Raw genomic sequence first — 24,405 nt, forward strand, 5'->3', positions numbered from 1 at the left:
TATGTTAGGTTCCCTGTGATCTTGACACGTAACTACGTTATATTCAACATAGAAACATCACATTCGGATGTCAACTTCGAATGTGACGCATGAGAAATTCGAATGTGACGCATGAGGAAGAGGCATCATGACCAGCGCTGTTGAAGGCATCTCCCCCCGCCCGACACCGACGATGCGCGCGAGCGTGCTGGTGAAGGCCGGCGAGGTCGTGATGCAGCAGCGTCCTACGCCCACCCCCGCAGCCGACGAGGTACTCGTGCGCGTCACTGCGGTCGGCGTGTGCGGCTCGGATGTGCACTTCTACAAGGACGGTCACCTCGGAGACTGGACCCTGGACGGCCCCCTCGTGCTCGGCCATGAGTCCGGCGGAGTCATCGTCGCCGTCGGAGCCCACGTCAGCCCGACGAGGATCGGGCAGCGCGTTTCGGTGGAGCCGCAGCATCCTTCGACGCAATCGGCGGAGTCGCTGCGCGGCGATTACAACCTCGACCCAGCGATGAAGTTCTATGCGATCCCTGGCACCGACGGAGCATTCCAGGAGTACGTGACGATCCAGAGTCATTTCGCCCACGAGATCCCGGATGCCGTCAGCGATTGGGCAGCGGCACTCTTGGAGCCGCTCTCCGTCGCCGTGGCATCCGCACGAAAAGCGTGCATCACGGCAGGCGATCGAGTGCTCATCACGGGCGCCGGCCCGGTCGGACTGGCGCTGGCGCAGGTAGCGCGTGCATCCGGCGCTGCCGAGATCATCGTCACCGATATCAGCGAGGGGCGCCGCGCTTCCGCGCTGAAGTTCGGTGCGACCTCAGTGCTCGACCCGAGCGCGGATGCTTCTGCTATCGCGAGCCTGAATGCCGATTCGTTCATCGATGCGTCGGGGGCAGCGCCTGCCGTGTGGAGCGGCATCGAGGCATTGCGCCCGGGCGGCCGTGCGGTGCTCGTGGGCATGGGGCAGAGCACGCTTCCGCTCCCTGTGGGGCGGATCCAGTCTCACGAGCTGATCCTCACCGGTGTCTTCCGCTACGCAAACACCTGGCCCGCGGCAATCGCACTCGCCGCCACCGGACAGGTCGATCTCGATGCCATGGTCACCGGCACGTTCACGCTCGAACAGGCGCAAGACGCACTGGAATCCACCGCCGACCCGGCGACGATCAAGTCGATCGTCGAGCCGCACCGCGTCTGACGCACCCCGCGCGCCGCGCGGGTTCTCAGTCGACGGCGAGGGCCTCGACGGGAGCAACTCGCGTCGCAAGGCGCGTGGGGGTCGCAGCCGCTACCAGGGTCAGTACGACTGTCGCGATGACGATCACGACGATGGGCACCCACGGCACCGCCGGTGCCACGAGCCCAGCGGTCGCTTCGAAGTCCGGGGGCATTCGCACCGATCCGAGCAGCGACTGCGCCGCGATCCACCCGTACAGGACCCCCAGAACGAGGCCCGTGGCAGTCGCCGTGATCGTCACGTGCAGCGCCTCCAGCAGGATCATCTGCCGCACCTGCCGATTCGACAGGCCGATGGCCCGCAGCAGCCCAAGCTCCCGCCGCCGCTGCACCACACCAATCGTCAGCAGATTCACGAGCCCGACTCCGGCGATGACCGCCGAGATTCCGACCAGCACCATCATGACGGCCGCAAAACTGTCCATGATCACTGCGAACTGCGGGTCGAGTTCACCGCCAGCAGCCTTCACCAGCAGTACCTTCACCGACTCGAGTGCCACGGCAAACATCGTCACCAGCGTCACACCCATCACCACGCCGATGGCCATGCGGCTCGAGCGCTCTGGATACCGCAGGGCGTTCTCGGCCGCGAGCCTCGCTGTCGCCGAGCGGCCGAACAGTTGTCCTACCAGTCGCAGCAATGGCGGCATCACCAGCACCGCCCCGATTGACAGGCCGGTGAATGAGAGCAGTCCGCCCAGGAACGCAATAACGACGCCGAGCGGCGTGGAAAGTCCCACCAGGATTCCGAAGACGAGCAGCGCAGCGCCGGAGATCAGCAACAGCAGAGCCCCGACGTGCCGCGTGGGGCGTGCCGCAGCATCCTCATGCGAACGCTCAACGGATCCACCGATCGCCTGCAACGGCGTCACCGCGAGCACGCGGCGCGAACCACTCCACGCGGCCGCCCACGTCGTCAGCGCGACGCCGACCGCCGGGATGAAGATCGCCGGCTGAGTCATCGTGAACTCCGACACTTCACCGAGGAATCTGTCCGCGATGTACACACCGGATGCCGCGAGCAGCAGGCCCACGATCAGCCCCTGTACGGCTCCGATCACGCCGACGACAAGTCCCTGCCGCGCCACTTCTGCCCGCTGCGAGCGCGCGCTCGCTCCGATCAGCCGCATCAGAGCGATGCGTCGGGTGCGGCCGGCGATGATCGTCGAGAATGTGTTCGCCGTAACGATCGCCGCAACGTAGAGCGCCACTCCGATAAGCAGCACTGTGAGGATCGAGACGACCACGGCAAGCGTGCCACTGTCGCCGATGTAGGGATCCGACTTCAGCATTACGCCGATGTACGCGGTGGCTTCGACGAGCACAACGCCGAAGCCTGACGAGAGTGCGGCAACGAGAATGCTGGCACCCATCCCCCGATCGCGCAGCCAGCCGAACCGCGGGCCGGTGGCCGTCGACTCGGGAACGAACGTGGCGACCGCGCTCATGCTGCCACCTCTGCGGCAAGCATGTATGCCGAGATCTCCTCGGCGCTCTGTCGCGGATGATCGGCGACGATCCGGCCGTCGCCGAGGAAGAGCACCCGGTCGGCGCGGCTCGCGGCGATCGCGTCGTGTGTGACCATCGCGATCGACTGGCCGTGCTCCCGGCTCGCCGTGGCGAGTAGTTGCAGCACCTCCCGGCCTGTTGCCGAGTCGAGGTTTCCGGTCGGCTCATCGGCGAAGACGAGGTCGGGGGCAGTCGCGAGCGCGCGCGCGATTGCCACGCGCTGCTGCTGACCACCGGAGAGCTGATGCGGGCGGTGACCGAGCCGGGTCGCGAGTCCGAGCCGCTCGATGAGACCGTCGATCCGGGCGCGCTCAATCGCTGTGGGCCGACGCCCATCGAGCTCGAATGGCAGCAAGATGTTGCCGAGGGCATCGAGGGTCGGCACCAGGTTGAAAGCCTGGAAGATGAAGCCGACCCGGCGACGTCGGAGGATGGTCAAATCAAGGTCGTTGAGGCCGGTGATGTCGGTGTCGCCGATCCAGGCGCGCCCCTCGGTCGGAGCATCCAGCCCGGCCATGATGTGCATGAGCGTGGACTTGCCAGAACCACTCGGCCCCATGATCGCCGTGAACTGTCCGCGACGGATGCCCACGCTGATGTCGTCGAGAGCCGTGACTGTGCCTTCGCCTGCGCCATAGGACTTGGTCAGGTGCTGGACGCGGGCTGCGAGCCCGAGGTCGCTGGTCGTGATCTCCATACCTACGACGTTACGAAGAGCGGATGCTCCGCACATCGCCCGCGCGTAGCATCCGCCTACATCCCAAGGATGATCCGCGAGACTTCGCCCGTGTCATCCGAACGCGCGTTCTCGGTGACATACGCGAAGTTTCGCGAGACTTATCAGAGCAGCGGGCGAGGGTCGAATGTGACCCGGATGCGGGTGATCAGGCCGTTTTCGACGTGACTCCAGTTCACGGTCGGCACCACAGCGCCGTTCTTGGCGACGAGGTCGAACCAGGTCATGGCATCCTGCCCCTCGACCACGCGCGCGTGCAGCACGAGGTCGTCCATGACCCCTTCCGCCATGCCGCGCAGCCCTGCGATGCATTCGTCGGCACCGTGCGCTGATCCGAGTACCCCGGCGAATTCGACGTCGTCAGCGAGCACCGTCCGCAACAGGTCGAAGTCGCGGTCACGCCATGCATCGAAATAGATCGTCGCCGCACGGCTGGTCGCCTCCGCGCCGGTCACAGGGTCACCGTCCAGGCGCGCGTCGAGACGCCGACGCCGTTCCAGGCGTTGATGACGACGATGAGTGAGACGAGCGCTCCCAGTTCTTCTGGGGAAAACACCGTCGCAGCGGTTGTCCATGCCTCATCAGGCACGTGTGTCTCGGACAATCGCGTCATGCTCTCTGTCAGCGTGAGAGCGGCACGTTCCCGCCTGGTGAACAGCGCGGACTCCGGCCAGACTGCCACGGCCGCCAGTCGGCGCGGGTGCTCGCCCCTCGTCGACGCGTCAGACGTATGCAAGTCGACGCAGTAACTGCAGCCGTTCAGCTGTGAGGCACGGATGCGGACGAGTTCGCGCAGCAGCGGCTCAATGCCCGCCTCGTCCAGCTCGCGCGTCGCGGCCGCATCGAGCGCGGCGAGCACCTTGGAGAAATGCGGGGCGACGGTATCGAAGTCAAGGCGCGTGAGGATGCCAATGGGATCAGTGTTCATACCTACAGCCTCACTGCCGCTACCATCATCTGTCCAACAGCTTGTTCTGATCTGTACCATCTGTTTAAGATATGGAACTTCATCAGTTGCGTTATGCCCTTGCCGTGGTCGATGCCGGCTCCTTCACCGCGGCCGCCGATGCCGTCCACGTCAGCCAGTCCGGCATCAGCGCTCAGGTGCAGAAACTTGAGCGCGAACTAGGCGTCGCACTATTCGATCGATCCACCCGTCGGGTCACACTCACCCCAGAAGGCGAGCGCCTGATCCCCACGTTCCGCGCCGCACTCAACGCAGTCGGCGAGGTGCGCACGGCTGCCGACGACCTACGCGGTCTCGTCACGGGGTCACTGCGGGTGGGGACGGTGACCGGACTCGGATGGTCGCGGTTCTTCGATGCACTCGCCCAGTTGCACCAAGATCATCCAGGCATCGATATTCGCGTGAATGAGGGCACGTCCGACGACATCCTCGCAGCGGTGCGCCGTGGTGAGAGCGATCTTGCAATCGCGGCCTGGACCGGCGAGCAACCCGAAGGGCTGCAGTCGACCATCGTGTTCGACGACGCCCTCGTCGCCGTCGTCGCGCCTGAGCATCCGTGGGCGTCTCGCCGTAGCATCCGCGTGGCCGAGCTCGTTGACGCCGACCTGATCACTCTGCCCGCGGGGACCGGTGTCCGCGCTGCGCTCGACGCGATACTGCCCGCATCGGCTCCGCGCTGGGAAGTGTCCACGCCGTCCTTCGTGGAGATGCTCGCGGTGCGCGGACTCGGGGTCGGAATCGTCAGCGAAACGACCGCGAGCGAGTGGAAGGGCGTCCGTGCCGTGCCGATCGATGCCCCTGCAGCGCGTTCACGCCTCGGCGTGGCGTGGCGCACCGGCCCAACGCACGCCACTCGTGCGCTGCTGGGCAGGCTGCTGCCCGAAAATCAGAGCCCTCAACTCGACTAAACCCCTGTGGGCAGGGCACCAGCGCTCGTGCGGCCCGGTCGCCTCCTACGCCAGCCCGTGCTCGAAGGCGAAGACCACCAGTTGCACGCGGTCGCGCAGTGTGAGCTTGGCGAGGATCCGGCTGATGTGCGTCTTCACGGTCGCCTCGCTGAGAAACTCCCGTCCCGCGATCTCGGCGTTCGACAGGCCACGGGCGGCGAGCGCGAAGATCTCCTGCTCTCGACCGGTGAGCGCGGAGAATCGCGCGGGCACCGGCTTCGTCTGCTCGGTGAAGTGCGCGAACAGCTCGCGGGTGGCGGATGCCGCGATCACGTTCGACCCGGAATCGACAGTGCGGATCGCCGCGAGCAGGAACTCGGGTTCGGCATCCTTCAACAGGAACCCGCTCGCACCCTGACGAATGGCTCGTGCCGCAGCTTCATCCAGATCGAACGTCGTGAGCATCACGACCTTTGGCGCGTCCGGCGCCTTGAGAAGTTCTGCGGTCGCGGTCAACCCATCCATCACCGGCATCCGAATGTCCATGAGGACGACATCCGGCGTCGACTGCGCGACCGCGGCGAGCGCCTCCTGCCCGTTGCCCGCCTCCGCGACGACTTCCATGTCGGGCTGAGATGAAATCAGCATCCGGATGCCAGCACGGAACAGCGCCTGGTCATCGACGAGTAGTACGCGGATCATGCGTTTCCTTCCGAAACGTCGAAACCGTCTGAGGCGGTTCCGATCGGTAATGTTCCCCGAACGACGAACTCGTCGCCGTCGCGCGCAGCGGTGAGTGAACCGCCGATGAGCTGCGCGCGCTCGCGCATACCGACCAGGCCGTGCCCGCCGGGTGCTCCCGGCGCCGCAGGGGCGACGGCGTTGCGCACCTCGAGATCGACACGGTCAGATAGCCACGCGAGTCGCACATCGACCACGGCGCCAGCGCCGCCCGCGCCATGCCTGATCGCGTTCGTCAATGCCTCCTGCAGGATGCGGTACACCGCGAGCTGAATCGCCGCCGGCGGCTCCCCCGGTGGCATCGGATCGACCGTGACGCGCGGATCCAGCCCCGACTGCCGCACCTGCGCGAACAACTGCTCGAGGTCGGCGATGGTGGGTTGGGGTCCGTCACCCTGGCGGTGGCGGAGCTGTGTGAGCAGCATCCGCACATCCGACAGCGCCGAGCGCGCGGTCTGCGCAATCGTGCCGAGTGCCTCGGTGGCAACCTGAGGATCGGATGCCGCGGCATAGCGGGCCCCGTCAGATTGAGCCACGATCACCGCCAGCGAATGCGCGACGATGTCGTGCATGTCGCGTGCGATGCGCACCCGTTCCTGTTCTTCCGCTGCAGAGAGCTCGGCGATCGCCTGCGCCTCGCGGCTGGCGCGCCAGCGCAGCACCATGCGCCATCCAAAGCCTCCGAGCCAGGGTGAGCCGAGCGCGAGAATACTCATGACGACGAGCAGCACGAAGGTGGTGATTCGGCCGACGAGTCCGGATGCGGCCAGGCCGCTGACGAACACGACGTATGCGGCAGCGATGATGCCGCCGGCGAAAGAAGAAGCAAGCCCCGCCCAGAAGACGCGCGTCGTCCCCCATGCGGCAGTGGCGTACAGCACCCCCAGGATCGCGAGGTTGATCGGCATTGGGCCGAGACCCCCCGACATCTGCACGATGGCTCCAGCCCACGCGGCGATGAGCGCGATACCCGGCGCAAGTCGTCCGATCGCGACGGCGCCGAACTGCAGCAACCCTGCGATGACCAGGGCGATAATGCCGACGGCCTCAGTCATTGTCGTGCTGAGGTTTCCGGACCCGTAGAACGCCAGCGATGTCAGTGTCAGTATCGCGAACGACACGAACGCCCCGACGATGTCGAGGACGAGCGAGGTGCGAGACAGCGGACGGATCACCCTCTCACGCTACGCGAGCGTGCGCCCACCGGCATCCGCCGGAAGATGTATCCGCGAAACTTCACGTGTGTCACGTTCTCTGCCCGGTTTCGTGACATTCACGAAGTCTCGCGAGCACAGATCACGCGCGGGCACAGATCACGCGCGAGCGATGATCTCGCCGTGCGGCAGGAGATACCAGCCGTCTCCGTCGTCCGCCCAGGCACGCCACGCGGTGCTGATGCGCTGGAGGTCTGCGCCGGTCGCCATCTTGCTGTCGACGAGTTGGCGTGCGAGCGCTGATTCGAGGATGCGGTCGGCCCACATGCCGCCCCACCATGCGCGCTCCTCTGGCGTCGCATAGCACCAGGTGGATGCTGTCGCCGTGACGTCTTCGAACCCCGCAGCCCGAGCCCACGAGAGTAGTCGGCGTCCGGCATCCGGTTCCCCGCCGTTCGCGCGCGCCGCAGCCCGGTACAGCCGCAGCCACTCGTCGAGTTCGGGCAGCAGCGGGAACCAGACAAAGCCGGCATAATCGGCGTCGCGCGCAGCGACGATTCCGCCGGGCTTCGTGACCCGTCGCATCTCGCGCAGCGCCTGCACCGGATCAGCGACATGCTGCAGCACCTGGTGCGTGTGCACGATGTCGAAAGAGTTGTCAGCGAAGCTCAGCGCGTGCACGTCTTCGATCGAGAAGTCGATGTTCGCCGCGCCCGACTCAGCGGCGAGCTTCTGCGAGAGTGCCAGCTCGGCCGGTCCGATCTCGGTCGCGGTGACCTGGGCGACGTGCTGTGCGAACTCGACCGTGATCGTGCCCGGTCCCGCACCGACGTCGAGAAGTCGCGCATCAGCATTCAGGTGCGGGCGAAGGTACTCCGCCGAGTTCGCGATCGTCCGGTTGCTGTGCGAGCGCAGCACCGACTCGTGGTGTCCGTGGGTGTAGTTCGCCATCCCTCCAGCATCCCACGCCCCTTCCCACCCCTTCCCACCCTTGCGACCCCTGCGACCCCTGCGACCCCTTGCGAGTGGGCGCGCGTGGCTGCTTTTCCGGCAAAAGTGGAGCCACAAACGCCCACTCGCAAGGGGTTTTTAGAGCAGGCGGCGGACGGCCTCGCGGTCGGGCTTGCCGGATGCCAAGGTGGCGATCTCGTCGACGATCACCAGGCGCGCGGGACGCGCGGGCTTGCCCAACTCTGCAGCGACGACCTCGCGCGCATGCTCGAGCTGTTCGGCCTCGCTTCGGCGCAGCGCCTCGCCGCGCGCGGCAACGATCACAGATGCTTCGCCCCATCGCTCGTCCTCGACGCCGACAACCACAGCACCGGTGAGCCCCGGGATGCTGCGAACCAGCCGTTCGACACGATCGAGCGAAATATTGACACCGCCAGACACGATCACATTGTCGGCCCGGCCATGCACGCGCACGACGCCGTCCTCGACGATGCCCAGGTCGCCAGTGCGATACCAGCGGATGCCGTGCTCATCGCGCACGAAAGTGCGCGCTGTGAGGCCGGGGTCACCGAGGTATCCATCGGCGAGCATGGGGCCGGCGATACGCAACTCCCCCTCGACAGTCTTCACAGCAACGGTCTCCAGCGGGATGCCGTCGTACACGCATCCGCCGCTCGTCTCGGTCGAACCGTAGGTGCGCACAAGACGTGCGCCCATCTCCGCCGCGCGCTCGCGCACGGGCTCAGGCAGCGCCTGCCCGCCGACGAGAATCGCCTGGTATGCCTGGAGTGCGGCGAGTACCGTCGTGTCTTCCTCTGCTGCTTCGAGAAGTGTCGACACCTGAGCGGGCACGAGCGAAGTGAACAGCTGCTCGGTGCCGGTACGAAGCATTGGCAGCGTCGCCTCGGCGAAGGACCGAGGCGAGAATCCGCCGTCCAGCGTCACTGGTGTCGTGCCCGAGAGAATTGATCTGACCAGCACCTGGAGCCCTGCGACGTATCCGGCGGGAAGTGCGAGCAGCCAGCGGCCTGTCCCGATCCGGCTCGCAGTCGCCTCGGCGCCGGCACGCAACGCCTCGGCACTCACGACCACTCGTTTGGGGATGCCACTTGATCCCGAGGTACCGATCACCGCGGCCGTGCCGTCAGCGACGGTGTCTGGCCGATCACCCAGCATCCCGAGCCCGAGGGCCGGCCCGCCGTCCAGTGCCCCCCTCAGCGCACCCAACAAGGCAAGTGGATCTTCCCCGTCCGTCGAAATCAGCGCGCGAGACTTCGCGTGTGTGCTGTTTTCGGGGTCAATCTGGGACATAAGTGAAGTCTCGCGAGCTGTGTGAGGGGGTGTGGTCAGAAGTGGTACGGGAAAGGGGACCAGTCGGGATCGCGCTTCTCCAGGAAGGAGTCGCGGCCCTCGACCGCTTCGTCGGTGCCGTAGGCCAGGCGCGTCGCCTCGCCCGCGAACACCTGTTGGCCCATCATCCCGTCATCGACCGCGTTGAACGCGAACTTCAGCATGCGGATCGCCGTCGGCGACTTCGTCAGCACGGTGCGCGCCATCTTCAGCGCCTCGCGTTCGAGTTCCTCGTGCGGCACGACGCGGTTCACCGAACCCATCTCATATGCGCGCTGCGCGGAATACTCCTCGGCCAGGAAGAACACCTCACGGGCAATCTTCTGCCCGGTCTGGCGCGCCATATATGCCGAGCCGTATCCGGCGTCGAAGCTGCCGACGTCGGCATCCGTCTGCTTGAACTTGCCGTGCTCGGCGGATGCGATCGACAGGTCGCAGACGATGTGCAGCGAATGCCCGCCGCCGGCCGCCCAGCCGGGAATCACAGCGATGACGACCTTCGGCATGAAGCGGATCAGCCGCTGCACCTCGAGAATGTGCAGGCGTCCGGCGCGAGCCGGGTTGGCGACCGCAGTCTCGTCCTCGGAATACTTGTAGCCGTCGCGTCCGCGGATGCGCTGGTCGCCACCCGAGCAGAACGCCCAGCCGCCGTCCTTCGCGCTCGGGCCGTTGCCGGTGAGCAGCACTGCGCCGATCTTCGGATCCTGCCGCGCGATGTCGAGTGCCCGATACAGCTCGTCGACCGTGTGCGGGCGGAAGGCGTTGCGTACCTCCGGCCGGTTGAACGCGATGCGGGCGACACCGCCATCGACAGAGACGTGCGCGGTGATGTCGGTGTAGTCCTCGGCGCCGGGCGCAAGCACCCATTCCGCAGGATCGAAAAGCTCGGAGACCATGAGCCCAGCCTATGCCTGGACTGCCGCGCGGCGTGCCTTGCGCCAGCCGTCGATGATGTCCCATGCCGGGAAGAACACCAGGCAGATGCCGGTAATCGCTGCGAGGATTCCGAAGACGCCGCCTTGCTCGGCTGACGCCTCCTGGCCCTGCGCAAAGCCCTCGCCGCCAGCCCGCACGACGAAATCCAAGAACTCCGGGTTGACGAGCTCTCCGCGCCCGAGCAGCGTCAGCGCCCACGACGCGAACAGAACCGCGAGAGCAGTGTTGATCACAGCGAGCCCAGTAGTCCAGCGACCCCGCGCGTAAATGGCAACTGCGAGCAGGACCTCGGCGACGATAAGCGCGAACAGCACCGTGATCCATCCCGGCCAGAGTGCGGGGTTCAGCAGCGGGATGGGATCGCCGCCCGTCTGGAAGAATCCGAGGAATTGATCCCAGAAGATCGCTCCGATTCCGATTGCGAGGAAGAACAGCGATGCGATGAGATCGGCACGTCCCACTCCATTCACCGCAGGCTCCGGCAGTTGGTCGACGTCCCAGCGCACCCCTGTGTCAGCCCCGGTGCGCTCCAATATGAAGAAGACGAGCGTGGTCCAGAAGCAGACGTGCACGCCGACGCTGATGGTGATGCCGACGACCTGACCGATGACTTCACCCACGGACCCTCCTGCGAGAACCGCAGCCAGGGCGATGCCGAATGCCGCAACAGCCGGGACGATGCACAGCAGCAACTTCAGCAGTCGCCACCAGGTGAGGTAGTAGCGCGGGCCGATCAGGTGCAGCGGGCGGTCGGCGAATCCTGCGGCGAGCGCGGCCGGATCGCCGAGTTCCGTGAGCACGGTGCGCTCGGCATCCTCTTGTGTTTGCCCCTGCTCGAGACGCGCGTCGACGGCATCCGCGATGGATGCTTCGAGCTCAGTACGCACGTCATCCTGCGCGGTGGGGTTCAAAGACTTTGTGACGGCGGCGATGTACCGCTCGGTGAGTGTGGAGGTCATTTCAGTTCTCCTCTGTGCCTGAAGTTGTGGAGGTGAGCGTGGCGATCGCGGCAGTGAGCGCGAGCCAGTCCTGGGTGAGTGTGTCGGCGAGCCGGATGCCGGCGTCTGAGGTGCGATAGAACTTGCGGGGGCGCGCTTCTTCGGTGTTCCACTCGCTGGTGAGGTACTCCTGCTTCTCCAGACGGCGAAGCAGCGGGTACAACGTGTTGGCGTCGGTGGCGAAGCCGCGGCGCCCGAGTTCTTCGAGCAGCGCGTAGCCGTAGCCAGGACTCCGCAGCAACTGCAGGCACGCGAGCACCACCGTGCCGCGCCGCAGTTCCTGCAGATGCGTATCGAGCGTCTCGTTCATGTTCACCACATTACTGTGTCTCACACACTATAGTCAATGGCACATTAATATCAGGCCACTGATCCAATCGACTAACGTCGATCACATGCATGTGCACCTCACCCGAATCGACCCTTTCGACGCCGCAGCCGTGGACACCTGGTGGGAGATCTACGCGACCGCCGAGCGCGCCGATCGCGGAGCAGACACCCCGGTGTGGACGCTCGAGGAATCACGCCTCGAACTGCAGCAGCGTACCGACACGATCGAGCGGCGCGCGTACCTTGCGCGCATCGACGGTGAAGTCGTCGCATCCGCCCGGCTCGCCCTGCCACTGCGTGACAATGTGCGTAGCGCCAGCATCGGCGTGCATGTCACACCGGCGCTGCGACGACGCGGGATCGGCAGCGCCGTGCTGACGCTGCTGGAAGGCGACGCACAAGCCGCCAGACGCAGCATCCTGAACGGCGAGACATCCTGGCCGTATGCCGCGGGCGTTGACGGTGCGGGAATTCCGGGCCGCGAGTTCGCCCGACGCCACGGATACGCACTCGCGCTCGGCGACGTGCAGAGCCGGCTCCGACTGCCCGTCGACGCTGCGCTACTCGATGGGCTCGAGACCGACGCATCCGCACACTCCGCCGGCTACACACTGCGCTCGTGGGTCGGCCCCGTGCCGGAGGAGGTCGTCGCCGAATGGGCAGAGTTGGATGCCGCGATCGACACGGAAGCGCCAGTCGGCGAACTCGATCTCGAAGCCCGCACTGCCGACGTCGCCGACGTGCGCGAGACCGAGGCGCTGCTCGTCCAGCAGAATCGCACCAGCTACAGCACAATCGCTCTGGATGCCGCCGGTCGAGCCGTCGCTTACACGCAGCTCGTCGTATCCGGGGATGACGGGAACGCGTACCAGTGGGGCACGCTCGTTCACCGCGCCGCACGCGGACACCGACTCGGCATGGCCGTGAAGATCGCCAACCTGCGGATGCTGCAGACCCACGCCCCCACCGTGACCTCGGTCTATACCTACAACGCCGGAGTGAACGAGCACATGCTCGCTATCAACACGCACCTCGGCTTCGCCCCGTCCGAGCGCATGGGCGAGCTCCAGAAGCGTTTGACCTGACTGGCGGCCGATTCCCAGACAGGCCCGCGGCGCCACGGCGTGTCGGCCGTATGACACGCCGCGCTGATCACTCTGCATCTGGGATTCGGCACTCCGCGAGTGCATGATGGGGACATGAACGTCCCGCTCGCAGAGTTGCTCGGTACCGCCCGCGTCGTCGCATTGCCGATGACCACCCGATTCCGCGGTGTCGACGTGCGTGAGGCGTTACTGTTCGAGGGGCCTGAGGGGTGGGCCGAGTTCTCGCCGTTCGTCGAATATGCGGATGCCGAGGCATCCGTCTGGCTCGCCGCGGCGATCGACTACGCCTGGAATGCGCAACCCACGCCGCTGCGCGACCGCATCCCCGTCAACGCCACCGTGCCTGCCGTCGATGCCGCCCGTGTTGCCGAGGTATTGGCGCGCTTTCCTGGATGCCGCACAGCCAAGGTCAAGGTCGCAGAGCCCGGCCAGCACCTGAGCGACGACATCGCTCGTGTGCACGCCGCGCGCGACGCGGTGGGGCCGGAGGGGCGCGTGCGCATCGATGCCAACGGTGCGTGGAATGTCGACGAGGCCGAACGGGCCCTCCACGCTCTCGCCGAGTACGACCTCGAATACGCCGAGCAGCCATGCGCCACCGTCGACGAGCTCGCCGAATTGCGCGCACGCGTGAAGTACATGGGCATCCCGATCGCCGCTGACGAAAGCGTCCGCAAGGCGGAGGACCCGATCGCTGTCGCCCGCGCCGGCGCCGCCGACCTCATCGTGATCAAGGCGCAGCCGCTCGGTGGCATTCGCCGGGCCCTCCGCATCGTCGCAGAATCAGGGCTTCCGGCAGTGGTCTCCAGCGCGTTGGACACCGCCGTCGGGCTCAGCCAGGGCGCAGCCCTTGCCGCGAGCCTTCCGCAGCTCGACTTCGACTGCGGCCTCGGAACCGGGGCATTGTTCGTCGAGAACGTCGCCGACCTCTCACCTGTCGACGGTGCGATTCCCGTCGGCCGTGTGACACCAGATGCGGCGCGACTCGATCACCTCGCGGCACCCGATGATCGTCGAGACTGGTGGCTCGAGCGGCTGAGCCGCTGCCACGCGCTCCTGTAGCGAGCGGCGCTGTAGCGAGCGCTCCTGCAGCGAGCGGTGCTCGCCGCCTCCACCCCGTGCGGATCAGTCCGCGACGACGATCAGCTTCACCAGTTCGCCCAGGGATTCACTGCCGGAATGCTGCAGCTGTGCAGCCGACTGCCGCTCGATCGCACCGTGTGCCATCGAGTGCTCCCAGACCATCATGAGAAGCCCCGCCGCAGTCGCGACATCAATGCGCAGCGCGAAGAGACCAGCATCGACGATGCCCTGAATGATCTGTTGGATGCTGGCGCGAAGCTCACGTTCCTGCAGCACGTACGCCGCACCGAACGCGTCATCGCGCAGTGCACGGATGCGAATCTCACTCATCATCAGGACGCTGAGACGATCATCCTCGCCGGATTCCATCACGCGCCGCACAAGGTCAATCGGGTCGGCGTCGTAGCTCAGCACTCCAGCTTCAACGAACTCGTCGATGCGCGAACGCACCAGCGCGAGCCGCCTCTCGGCGATGACCGATGTCAACTGCAGGAACAGCTCATCCTTCGACTCGAAGTTCGAGTAGAAGGCGCCGCGCGTGAAGCCCGCGCGTTCGCAGATCGCCTCGACGCTGGCACCCTCGAGGCCCACTTCCGCGAACACTTGAGATGCGGCGTCCAGCAGGCGCGCACGCGTGTTCTCACGCCGTCTCGTCACGGGAACTGACATCGAATCCTCCTCCCCCACCTTCACATCCGGCGCACAGATTCGCACGCACAACTCACCGTAGGATACACAGATGTATCGGATACATGCCTGTATCCATTCTGTCACCCCTCGTCTCGGAGGATTCTGTGTCCACACTCCTGTCGTCGCTCGGACGCTGGTCATTCGTGCACCCCTGGCGGGTACTCGTCGCCTGGCTGATCATCCTGGCCGCGGCCGGTGGCGGAGCCCTCGCGCTCAATCAGGGCACGGACAACTCGTTCAGCATCCCCGGCACTGAGTCACAGGACGGCCTGGAGCAACTCGCGCGTTCCTTCCCCCAGGTGAGCGGCACGAACGCGCAGTTCATCGTGGTCGCCGACGACGGCGATTCGATCACTGACGACGCCTACCGCGAGCCGATTGAGGATGCCGTCGACGAGCTCGCCGACCTCGACGGGGTGCTCGCGGTCACATCGCCCTACGACGAGATGATCACGGGCATGATCAACGAGAACGAGACGGCGGCCATCGTGCAGCTGCAGTTCGACGGTCAGTCCACCGACGTTTCCGACGAGACGAAGGACACGCTCACCGCAGCGGTTGATGCCCTGGCGACGGAGCTCCCAGAAGGATCGCAGCTCAAACTCGGTGGCGATCTCTTCGCCATCTCCATCCCCGGCGTGACGCTCACCGAAGCCGTCGGCCTCGTGATCGCACTACTCGTGCTGATCGTCACCTTCCGCTCGTTCGTGGTCGCAGGACTCCCCCTGTTGACCGCGATGCTCGGCGTCGGCATCTCGATGTGCGGCATCTTTGCCGCCACGGCCTTCGCGAGTGTGTCATCCACTACCCCGCTGCTCGCATTGATGCTGGGGATCGCCGTCGGCATCGACTACGCCCTGTTCATCATGGCCAGACACCAGGACCAGGTGCGCGAGGGCGTTGACCCGGAAGAGTCTGCGGCTCGCGCTGTCGGTACGGCCGGTTCCGCTGTGGTGTTCGCCGGCATCACTGTGCTCATCGCACTGATCGGGCTCGGCTTCGCCGGCATCCCGTTCCTGACGACCATGGGCATCGCGGCATCCGTCGCCGTGGCGATCGCCGTCGCGATCGCGGTCACGCTGACTCCCGCCGTGCTCGGGTTCATGAAGGGACGGATCGTCGGACGCCCCAAGAAGGTGAAGGCCCCCAAGAAGGGCAAGGATGCCAGGCCCCGCCGCGGCCTGCCTCTCAATGGATCGATGGGCGAACGCTGGGTCGGCGGAGTGACGAAGCATCCGGTACTCACCTCGCTCGCCGTCGTCATCGGCCTCGGCATCGTCGCGATCCCCGCTCTCAGCCTCAACCTCGCACTGCCGAACGCCGGCGTGCTCGCCCACGACGACGAAGCCCGACAGAGCTACGACCTTGTCGCAGACGAATTCGGCCCTGGATTCAACGGCCCTCTCGTCCTGACGGGCACGATCGTCACCTCGACCGATCCGCTGGCACTCATGGAAGATCTCGGCGATGCGGTCGCCGAAATCGACGGAGTGAAGGAAGTGGCCCTCGCCACACCGAACGAGACGGCTGACACCGGCATCGTCCAGGTTATTCCGAAGACCGCACCGGATGACCCGGCGACCAGCGATCTCGTGCGTGAGATTCGTTCACACCACGATGAATGGCTCGAAGAGTTCGGCATCGATGTGAAGGTCACCGGCTTCACCGCTGTCGCGATCGACATCTCAGATCAGCTCGGCGGTGCGCTGCTGCCGTTCGGCATCTTCGTGATCGGTCTGTCGCTGATCCTGCTGACGGTCGTGTTCCGCTCGCTCTGGGTGCCGATCACCGCAGCACTCGGATATCTGCTCTCGATCATCGCCGCATTCGGCGTCGTCGGCGCGGTCTTCGAATGGGGCTGGCTCGCCGATGTGCTGCACGTCGCGAAAGTCGGGCCGATCATCAGCTTCATGCCGATCATCCTCATGGGCGTGCTGTTCGGGCTCGCGATGGACTACCAGGTGTTCCTCGTCTCCCGCATGCGCGAGGACTTCGTGCACGATGCCGATTCGAAATCGCCTGACCGTGCGACTCGTCGGGCAGCCGCTCTCCGCGCCGTCCGCACGGGCTTTACAGGCTCAGCCAAGGTCGTCACGGCCGCAGGCCTCATCATGTTCGCCGTGTTCGTGGCGTTCGTGCCGGAGGGCGACTCCTCACTCAAACCGATCGCTCTCGGCCTCGCCGCCGGCATCGCGATCGATGCGTTCCTCGTGCGCATGACCCTCATCCCCGCTCTCATGGCGATCCTCGGCGAGCGCGCGTGGCAGATCCCCGCCTGGCTGGAGAAGATCCTTCCGAGCGTAGACATCGAGGGCGCAGCCGTCGAACGCGAACGACACCTCGAGGCATGGCCGGGCGACGGCTCGATCGTCGCCGCGGACGACCTCGTGCTCAGCGCGGATGCTCCGGCCATCGAAGCACTCACGCTACGCGTCGCCCCCGGCAAGGCTGTCGTCGTCACCGACCTCGATGCCCGCTCGCGCCGTGCGCTCGCACTGGCAATCGCCGGCAGACTCACCCCCGATGCCGGCACGCTGCGTGTCGCAGGACACCTACTGCCAGGACGCGGCGCGTGGGTGCGTGCTCACGTCGGCTGCGTACTGGTGGATGACGCGGATGCCGCGCTGCTCGATCTGCAGGAAGCGCTGCGCGGAAAGTCGAAGCTTGTTGTGATCGACGGCGTCGACCGCTTCACCGGCGGCCAGCGCGATCAGGCCACGGCGATGCTTCGGGATGCTGCGGCGTCTCGCCCGCTCGCCGTGTTCGCCACCGCATCCGATGCGGGTCTCGCCCGCATCATCCTGACGGAGGCCTCCTGGCCCGCCGCCGAGATACTCGACGCTTCGGCACGGCACAGCGCCGCTTCGACTGCTTCGACTTCGATTCACGACGATTCCTCTGAGGTGAACGCATGACCCTCTCGATTGAACGGGCTCGCTCCCGTAAGCCCATCTCCTGGCTGACACTGCTGGGTGTGCTGCTGCTGCCTGCCCTGATCGGCGGCGTCCTGGTCGCTGCCCTGCAGAACCCGACCGATCGACTCGACAGCATGACCGCTGCGATCGTCAACCTCGATGAGCCGGTCACGATCAATGATCAGTACACCCCGCTCGGACGCCAGCTCACCGCCGGGCTCGTGGAGGGCGCTGACGACCTGGACTCCAACCTCACCTGGGTGATCTCCAACGAGGCGGATGCCACTGCGGGCCTTGCCGACGGCAGTTACCAGGCCGTCATCACGATCCCCGCCGAATTCTCGGCAGCCGCCACGTCGGCGGGTCAGGCGATCTCTGACGGCGGAGGCACCGCCGAGCAAGCAGTGATCAACGTGACGACGCCGGATGACGGCCTCGTCGCGGACGACCTCATCACCGGGCAGATTGCGGATGCTGCGGCATCCACCCTGGGCACCATGCTGTCGGAGGCGACCCTGGAGAACGTACTGGTCGGCTTCACGACGATCGGTGACCAGATCGGTGAGGCGGCATCCGGCGCGCTGGAGCTCGCAACTGGCGCTCGATCGGCAGCGGATGGCGCGGCTGAGCTTCCGGGCGGCGCCACGCAGATCGCGGACGGGGCGACGCAGCTCGCATCCGGTGCTTCGGAGCTGGGTTCCGGCGCATCAGAGCTGTCGGCAGGGCTCGGCACCCTCTCGGCCAAGACTCGCGAGGCTGGCTCTGGGGCCAGCACGCTGGGGACAGGGCTGACGGATGGGGCGGCTGCGCTCGAGCAGAACGGTCTCGTCCCCGACGAACTGTTCTCCGCGGCGAACGGCGCCCAGCAGGCGACGGCCGGCGTCAAGAGTGGCATCGACCAGCTGGGCACGGGGCTGAGCGGGCTGCAGGCCGCGTGCGTCGGCCGTGAAACGACCGATCCGGTGTGCGTGGGGCTTGCGCAGATCACCGGCTCACTGCCCGAACTGCAGGGTGCTGCCGGGCAGGCCGCACAGGCCGCGGCCGGCACTGCCGGCGGGCTGACTGCCTTCGATACGGCGGCTTCGCAGGAGCTCGCCGGGCAGATGCGCGCTGCGGGAACGGGTGCGACCACGCTGGCTGACGGTTTGGGTCAGCTTGCCGGCGGTATCGATCAGTCCGCTTCCGGCGCCGCAGCGCTCAGCAGCGGAGCTGGCTCGCTCAGCGGCGGCGCGAACTCGCTGAGTAGCGGAGCGACCGCTCTGGGCGAGGGCGCGAGCGAACTGGCCACCGGCCTCGACACTCTGGCGACAGGCACCGGAGACCTCGCCGGTGGGCTGCGGACGGCATCCGAATCGCTCCCCTCGTTTGACGACGCGGAATCGACTTCTCTGGCATCCGTCATCGCCAACCCCGTGGCGTCGAACACTCAGGCGAACACGATCTTCGGTCCGACGGCTATTCCGCTGCTCGCAGCTGTGGTGCTGTGGTTCGGCGCTCTCGCGTCGTTCATCGTGATGCGCGCGTACACCGCACGCACGCTGACCTCACGTCGTTCGTCCGCTGCACTGACGCTCAAGGCTTTCGCGCCGGCAGCGCTGATCGGCGCGGGACAGGGGGTGCTCGTGGCGGTGATCGTTCAGATCGTCGCTCAGTACGATGCCGCGGCATGGTGGCCCTTCGCCGGCACGGCCGTGCTGGCTGGCATCGCGTTCGCCGCAGTGAACCAGGCGCTCGTCGCACTGTTCGGCGGAATCGGACGCTGGGTGAGCGCGCTGGTCGGCGTCATCGCCGTGGCCACTGGCCTCATCTCGACGGTGCCAGGCTGGCTTGCCTCAATCGGCGGCGCGCTGCCGACCGCACCGGCATTCACCGGGCTGATCGCCGCGAACGGTAGCGCGATCGCGGCCCTCATCGTGTGGGGCGTGCTGTCGATCGTCGTCACGACGATCGTGGTGGCACTGCGTCGCACGACCTCGACGAAGGCCGTGCTCGCCGCGGCGTAGCATCCGGTGCAGCCCGATCTGCCGTCGGCCCACGCGTCGCCCGACCGCCGTCGCCAGGGGTCGCGGGTTGCCGCATCGCGTGACGGGATGCGGCAACGCGCGGCCCCTCCCGGCGCCGACCCGCTCTCCCACGACACCGCCCGTGATGCGGGAACAGTTTCCCGGCTTCCGGTGCGGCGAATTCAGGGAGCTAGCGCAACACCTCTATTTGAGGAGTTGTTATGGCGGATCGGGTTGTGTCGTGGGAAGTGCGTGCTGAGGCCTTGTCTGGGCTGGCGCGCGGTGTATCGGCTGTAGAGCTGAGCGAATCGCTGGGCCTGGGATCAGTGACGGTGTCAAGGTGGGGCAGGCTCTCGGGTATGAAGCTTGCGCGGGGTCGTCATGGTGGTGTTGCTCCTGTGTCATTGGATATCGCAACGCCGGATCCAGGCCGCGGGTATCGTCGGCTCACGCTCGCTGATCGGTCGTTCATCCAGGCTGCGAGGGCTCTGGAGACGCCGCTATCGATGCGGAAGATCGCCGCTGAGCTCGGGGTAGCCCCCTCGACGGTCTCTCGAGAGCTCACCGCTCATCAGGTCAGGCATAACCAGCAGCCCCGGTATCACGCCGAAGCGGCGCATCTCGTTGCCAGACAGCAGAGATCGCGGTCACGGCCTGGGACGCTGGAGGAGCCGGTCCTGCGTGGGGCGGTCGTGTCACGCTTGAATGACAAGCTCTCACCAGAGCAAGTCGCAGCCGAACTGCGAACAAAATTCCCCGACAAGCCGGAGATGCACGTGTCTCACGAGACGATATATCAGGCCCTCTATGTGCAAGGACGCGGCGCATTACGGCACGAGTTGACGGTTGAGAAGGCTCTCCGCTCCGGGCGCACAACACGCAAACCCCAATCCAAGCTCCCCGGCCGTGGGAGCCGGCCATGGTTGGAAGGTGCGATGATCACGGACCGGCCAGCGGACGCCGCGGACAGGGCTGTCCCCGGGCATTGGGAAGGTGATCTCGTCGTCGGGCCGGAGAAATCCGGCCTCATCACGCTCGTCGAGCGTCGCTCCCGGTTCACGCTCATCGGCAGGCTCCCTGGAATGCGAGATAGCGAGACCGTGACCGGGATCCTGCAGCAGATGATCGAGCGCCTTCCGGAGACGCTGTTCACCACGATCACCTGGGACCAGGGCGCGGAGATGGCACAACACAAGAAGTTCACCATCGCGACGGGATGCCCCGTGTTTTTCTGCAACCCGCACTCACCCTGGGAACGCCCCACGAACGAGAACACCAACGGTCTCATCCGGGACTTTCATCCCAAAGGCACGAACTTCAACAAGGTCACCGACCACGACCTCGCGGAGATGGAACGACTCCTCAACCGCCGCCCCCGCAAAACCCTCGAATGGGCCAAACCACGCGAGGTACTATTCAAAAACATCACCGGTGTTGCAATAGCCGCTTGAATTCGCCTGCGGGCGAAGCCGGGTTTTCCTTCCACCCTGACACTCGGTGTGGCGCACTGGGTAAGGGCGACCGTAGGCTCGTCCCATGCGTCGCCCGATCATGGTGCTGCGGCCCGTCGGACCGGTCGAGATGAAGCACCCGCACACCGCGCATGTCACACTTCGTGGCTTCTACGAAGCAGATCACCTGGACGATGTCCTTGCTCTCGTCCGCGAATGGGGTGCGTCGCAGCATCCGATCGAGGTCACGACCGAGGCGATCGATACCTTCCCCGCGCCCTGGCAGATCGTCATCGCACGACTCGCGCGTACGGCATCCCTCGTGTCCGCGTATTCGACGTTGTCCGAGCTTCTCGCAGACACCGACTTTCGCCGACTGGGCGAGCTCAGCCTCGAGGACTGGACGTTCCATCTGTCGGTCGTCTACGGCAAGACCCTGGATGCGCGGGCGTGGACCGGGCTCGAGGCCGCAGGCCGTCGGCGGGGTCGCAGATGGCCGCATCCCGGCGCGCGAAGCGGCGACGTGCGTCACCTGCCGAACCGGCGGCTTTCGTCAGGGGTCGCGGGTTGCCGTATCCAGGCGGAGAATGCGGCAACGTGCGCCACCTGCCGTAGCCCTCGAACATCAGCTCAGGCCGGAGTACGCGTGCAGACCCTTGAAGAAGACGTTGACGATCGTGAAGTTGAAGATCACGGCGGTGAAACCGACGATCGACAGCCACGCTGAACGGTTGCCGCGCCAGCCGCGAGTCGCTCGAGCGTGGATGTATCCGGCGTAGAGCACCCAGACGATGAAGGTCCAGGTCTCCTTGACGTCGAAGCCCCAGTAGCGACCCCAGGCATCCTGAGCCCAGATGGAGCCGGCGATCAGCGTGAAGGTCCAGAGGATGAAACCGACGATCGCGAAGCGGAACGCCATGCCTTCCAACCGGTCGGCCGTCGGAAGCGTGCGCAGGAATGCCGCGCCGGGCTTCTCGGTGTTCTCGGCGATACGACGCTGACGACGCTCCTGCATCAGCTGCAGTACCGACAGGCCGCAGGCCAGCGCGAAAAATGCCGTACTCAGCGACGCCACGAAGACGTGGATAACGAGCCACACGCTCTTCAGCGGGTCCATCAGCGGCACGACACCGACATAGAAGCTGATTGCGGCAGCGCCCATCAGCACGATGACAAGACCCGTGATGAATGTGCCGAGGAAGCGCAGATCGATGCGGGTGAGCACCAGCAGATACACGAGCACGACCAACAGTGTGCCGATCATCGCGAACTCATACAGATTCGCCCACGGCACGCGCTCTGCGGCGATCCCACGCAGCACGGTCGCCGCCAGGTGGAACACGAATGCCAGCACGGTGAGTGTGGTGCCAATCCGCGCCATCACGTAGCGAGGTGTGGCCACTTCGGTGGACGCTGCGCCCGCTGTCGCCACACCCGAGCCTGCAACAACACCAGCGGCTGCACTCGCACCGACCAGCGCCGTCTCACGCTCGAGTCGAGCATCCGAGGTGACCTCAGAGCGGCGCGCGAGATCGAACGCGTAAGCGATGAATGCTGCCGCGTAGATCGCGATCGCCGTCCAGATGGACAGGATCGAGAGGGAGTCCAAGTCGAGCATGATGCCAGTCTACTTTCGAGTGTCTTCGTCGGAGGGGTCAGTCACTTCGACAGGATCGGAGAATGCCCTGGGTCCACGGCCGACGTCGAGCAGCCGTGCGTGACCGGCGACGAGATCATCAACGGCGGAGGCAAGAGTCGGGTCTTCCCCGCGGGCGAGACCGGCATATTCAAGGTGCACAGCATCATCCGCGACGATCGCTTTGACCCACATCCGGCGGCGAGGCACGAACAGTGCGAGCATGAGTCCGGCAAGAGCGAGCAGGGCGCACACGAGCACCCACACGGCCGAATCGTCGTGGTGAATCTGCAGCGAGACGAAGCGCTTGACCGACTGGCTGTAGTTGGTCGCGTCGGCGGGCGCCTCGTCCTCGAATGTGATCGTTCCGAGCCCGTTGGGCAGGTCCGCCGTCTCACCGGGCTGCAGTTCGATCGACGCGACGTCTGTCGTGCGACCGGTGAGCTTCGTGAGTTCCCCCGTCTCAAGCACGTACACCGAGCGAGGCGTTCCCTCGTTGATGCCGAGGTCTCCTTCGTAGACGTCCAGAGTCAGCAGCGGCGACAGCAGATCACCATGCGCGGACGTAAAGGCACCGGTGTCGAGCTCGGCCGCGCTCGGGTAGAAGAATGCTGCGATGCCAAGCTGCTGCGGCATCCCGTCGGTCACCTTGATCACCCCGAGCGAGGTCATGTTGTTGTCCTGCGGCAGAAAGGGCACCGAGTTGCTGTAGACGACGTCACCCTCGGCATTGCGCACGGTGAGCGTGGGCGCGTAGCCGTTGCCGAGCAGGTAGATCTTGTCGCCGGCGACACCCAGCGGATGGTTCACCCGTACGGCATCCTCGCTGGTTTCACCGTTCTCGCGCACCGACACGTTGGCCGAGAAGTTACCTGCCTGACCGGATGCCGCGGAGCCGTACTCCTGGTACGTCACATCGAACGAGTCCAGGGTCACCGCATAGGGGCTGAGCGCGTCGTCACTGACGAAACGCCCACGGTTCATCGACTCGTAGTCGAGCAGCGTGTTGACGAACGTCTGCCCCTCGACGATCACGCGCTGCCCGGTGTACGCGAAGCTGCCGCCGATACCGACAACGAGGAGCACCCCGACGAGTGCGAGGTGGAAGATCAGGTTGCCGGTCTCGCGCCAGTAGCCGCGCTCGGCCGAAACAGAGTACGTGCGACCCCTGTCGTAGCGCTCGACGCGATAGCCGAGCGCTTTGAGCTGCTTCTGCGCGACATCGATCGAGCGGGATGCCTCGGCATCGGCATCCTCGATCGCCTCAGGGAGCAGGGGGCGTGTGACCTCGCGGTGGTCTTCGAGTCTCTGCAGTCGCGCCGGCGTCCGCGGGGGTCGCGCGCGCAGCGCCTTCAGATGGTGCTTGATGCGCGGAATCACGCATCCGACCAGCGAGATGAACAAAAGCAGGTAGATCGCCGAGAACCACGGCGACAGGTACACGTCGAAGAGGTTCATCGCATCGAGCACGGGGAAAAGGTCGGGGTTGTCGGTCTGCCACTGGGTGACGCCGTTCGGGTCGGCCATCCGCTGCGGGAAGATCGAGCCGGGGATCGCCGCGATCGCGAGCACCAGGAGAAGGATGATCGCGGTGCGCATCGAGGTCAGCTGACGCCAGCCCCACCGCAGCCATCCGATGACGCCGAGTTTCGGCTGGGTGATGCCGCCGCCGTCTCCGTCGATGTGGTCAGACGGGCGCAGAGGGTCGGAGACGTCGCTGTTCACAGCATCCTTGTTC

General features: G+C 65.8%; 22 protein-coding genes. 8 read left to right on the forward strand and 14 right to left on the reverse strand.

Annotated features, from left to right (window positions below; genetic code table 11):
- Positions 1-127 precede the first annotated feature (127 nt).
- Positions 128-1,186, forward strand: coding sequence for an NAD(P)-dependent alcohol dehydrogenase (locus ACSU1G_RS18100; protein ID WP_439281368.1), 1,059 nt, complete (start codon positions 128-130; stop codon positions 1,184-1,186).
- A gap of 25 nt (positions 1,187-1,211) precedes the next feature.
- On the opposite strand, the gene ACSU1G_RS18105 is transcribed toward ACSU1G_RS18100, so the two are convergent.
- The 4 genes from ACSU1G_RS18105 to ACSU1G_RS18120 form a co-directional block, all read right to left on the reverse strand.
- Positions 1,212-2,672 (reverse strand): FtsX-like permease family protein, encoded by a 1,461-nt coding sequence (locus ACSU1G_RS18105; protein WP_439281369.1) that lies wholly within the window; start codon positions 2,670-2,672, stop codon positions 1,212-1,214.
- Positions 2,669-3,430 carry an ABC transporter ATP-binding protein gene (locus ACSU1G_RS18110; protein ID WP_439281370.1) on the reverse strand — a complete coding sequence of 254 codons (762 nt, stop codon included), beginning with the start codon at positions 3,428-3,430 and terminating at the stop codon, positions 2,669-2,671. Before ACSU1G_RS18110 ends, ACSU1G_RS18105 begins: the two co-directional genes overlap by 4 nt.
- Positions 3,431-3,573: 143 nt before the next feature.
- Complete coding sequence (locus ACSU1G_RS18115) at positions 3,574-3,924, reverse strand: nuclear transport factor 2 family protein (protein ID WP_439281371.1); 351 nt, start codon at positions 3,922-3,924, stop codon at positions 3,574-3,576.
- The gene (locus ACSU1G_RS18120) at positions 3,921-4,397 is read right to left on the reverse strand and encodes a carboxymuconolactone decarboxylase family protein (RefSeq protein WP_439281372.1); all 477 of its coding nucleotides are present in this window, start codon (positions 4,395-4,397) and stop codon (positions 3,921-3,923) included. Before ACSU1G_RS18120 ends, ACSU1G_RS18115 begins: the two co-directional genes overlap by 4 nt.
- 71 nt (positions 4,398-4,468) lie before the next feature.
- Between ACSU1G_RS18120 and ACSU1G_RS18125 the strand changes: the two genes are divergently transcribed.
- The gene (locus ACSU1G_RS18125; RefSeq protein ID WP_439281373.1) at positions 4,469-5,344 is read left to right on the forward strand and encodes a LysR family transcriptional regulator; all 876 of its coding nucleotides are present in this window, start codon (positions 4,469-4,471) and stop codon (positions 5,342-5,344) included.
- Between the two features lie 45 nt (positions 5,345-5,389).
- Here ACSU1G_RS18125 and ACSU1G_RS18130 read toward each other — a convergent pair whose 3' ends face one another.
- The 7 genes from ACSU1G_RS18130 to ACSU1G_RS18160 all read right to left on the reverse strand — a co-directional run bounded on the left by ACSU1G_RS18130 (position 5,390) and on the right by ACSU1G_RS18160 (position 11,763).
- Complete coding sequence (locus ACSU1G_RS18130) at positions 5,390-6,025, reverse strand: response regulator (protein ID WP_439281374.1); 636 nt, start codon at positions 6,023-6,025, stop codon at positions 5,390-5,392.
- A complete protein-coding gene (locus ACSU1G_RS18135; RefSeq protein ID WP_439281375.1) occupies positions 6,022-7,239 on the reverse strand; it encodes a sensor histidine kinase in 1,218 nt (405 codons plus the stop codon). Before ACSU1G_RS18135 ends, ACSU1G_RS18130 begins: the two co-directional genes overlap by 4 nt.
- A gap of 138 nt (positions 7,240-7,377) precedes the next feature.
- Positions 7,378-8,169 carry a class I SAM-dependent methyltransferase gene (locus ACSU1G_RS18140; RefSeq protein WP_439281376.1) on the reverse strand — a complete coding sequence of 264 codons (792 nt, stop codon included), beginning with the start codon at positions 8,167-8,169 and terminating at the stop codon, positions 7,378-7,380.
- Between the two features lie 138 nt (positions 8,170-8,307).
- Positions 8,308-9,480 (reverse strand): AMP-binding protein, encoded by a 1,173-nt coding sequence (locus tag ACSU1G_RS18145; RefSeq protein WP_439281377.1) that lies wholly within the window; start codon positions 9,478-9,480, stop codon positions 8,308-8,310.
- A 35-nt stretch (positions 9,481-9,515) separates the two neighbouring features.
- Complete coding sequence (locus ACSU1G_RS18150) at positions 9,516-10,415, reverse strand: 1,4-dihydroxy-2-naphthoyl-CoA synthase (RefSeq protein ID WP_439281378.1); 900 nt, start codon at positions 10,413-10,415, stop codon at positions 9,516-9,518.
- A gap of 9 nt (positions 10,416-10,424) precedes the next feature.
- Positions 10,425-11,414 carry a permease prefix domain 1-containing protein gene (locus ACSU1G_RS18155; protein WP_439281379.1) on the reverse strand — a complete coding sequence of 330 codons (990 nt, stop codon included), beginning with the start codon at positions 11,412-11,414 and terminating at the stop codon, positions 10,425-10,427.
- Position 11,415: 1 nt separating this feature from the next.
- A complete protein-coding gene (locus ACSU1G_RS18160) occupies positions 11,416-11,763 on the reverse strand; it encodes a PadR family transcriptional regulator (RefSeq protein ID WP_439281380.1) in 348 nt (115 codons plus the stop codon).
- Positions 11,764-11,848: 85 nt separating this feature from the next.
- Between ACSU1G_RS18160 and ACSU1G_RS18165 the strand changes: the two genes are divergently transcribed.
- A complete protein-coding gene (locus ACSU1G_RS18165) occupies positions 11,849-12,868 on the forward strand; it encodes a GNAT family N-acetyltransferase (protein WP_439281381.1) in 1,020 nt (339 codons plus the stop codon).
- 114 nt (positions 12,869-12,982) lie between these two features.
- A complete protein-coding gene (locus ACSU1G_RS18170) occupies positions 12,983-13,951 on the forward strand; it encodes an o-succinylbenzoate synthase (RefSeq protein ID WP_439281382.1) in 969 nt (322 codons plus the stop codon).
- Between the two features lie 63 nt (positions 13,952-14,014).
- Here ACSU1G_RS18170 and ACSU1G_RS18175 read toward each other — a convergent pair whose 3' ends face one another.
- On the reverse strand, positions 14,015-14,641 hold the full coding sequence (locus ACSU1G_RS18175) for a TetR/AcrR family transcriptional regulator (RefSeq protein ID WP_439281383.1): 627 nt from the start codon (positions 14,639-14,641) through the stop codon (positions 14,015-14,017).
- A 125-nt stretch (positions 14,642-14,766) separates the two neighbouring features.
- Between ACSU1G_RS18175 and ACSU1G_RS18180 the strand changes: the two genes are divergently transcribed.
- From ACSU1G_RS18180 to ACSU1G_RS18195, 4 genes are all read left to right on the forward strand, one after another.
- Entirely contained in the window at positions 14,767-17,577 is a 2,811-nt protein-coding gene (locus ACSU1G_RS18180) for an MMPL family transporter (RefSeq protein ID WP_439281384.1), read from the forward strand.
- Complete coding sequence (locus ACSU1G_RS18185) at positions 17,574-19,580, forward strand: YhgE/Pip domain-containing protein (protein ID WP_439281385.1); 2,007 nt, start codon at positions 17,574-17,576, stop codon at positions 19,578-19,580. The genes ACSU1G_RS18180 and ACSU1G_RS18185 overlap by 4 nt, the downstream gene beginning before the upstream one ends.
- Positions 19,581-19,801: 221 nt before the next feature.
- On the forward strand, positions 19,802-21,031 hold the full coding sequence (locus ACSU1G_RS18190) for an IS30 family transposase (RefSeq protein WP_439281386.1): 1,230 nt from the start codon (positions 19,802-19,804) through the stop codon (positions 21,029-21,031).
- A gap of 85 nt (positions 21,032-21,116) precedes the next feature.
- A complete protein-coding gene (locus ACSU1G_RS18195) occupies positions 21,117-21,758 on the forward strand; it encodes a 2'-5' RNA ligase family protein (RefSeq protein WP_439281387.1) in 642 nt (213 codons plus the stop codon).
- Here the strand turns inward: ACSU1G_RS18195 and ccsB are convergent.
- Both ccsB and resB read right to left on the reverse strand, forming a co-directional pair.
- Complete coding sequence (gene ccsB, locus ACSU1G_RS18200; protein WP_439281388.1) at positions 21,657-22,649, reverse strand: c-type cytochrome biogenesis protein CcsB; 993 nt, start codon at positions 22,647-22,649, stop codon at positions 21,657-21,659. The genes ACSU1G_RS18195 and ccsB overlap by 102 nt on opposite strands.
- Positions 22,650-22,658: 9 nt before the next feature.
- Positions 22,659-24,392: a cytochrome c biogenesis protein ResB gene (gene resB, locus ACSU1G_RS18205; RefSeq protein ID WP_439281389.1), complete on the reverse strand. Its 1,734-nt coding sequence runs from the start codon at positions 24,390-24,392 to the stop codon at positions 22,659-22,661.
- Between the last annotated feature and the right edge of the window lie 13 nt (positions 24,393-24,405).

The organism is Microbacterium sp. A93 (genome assembly GCF_051842835.1).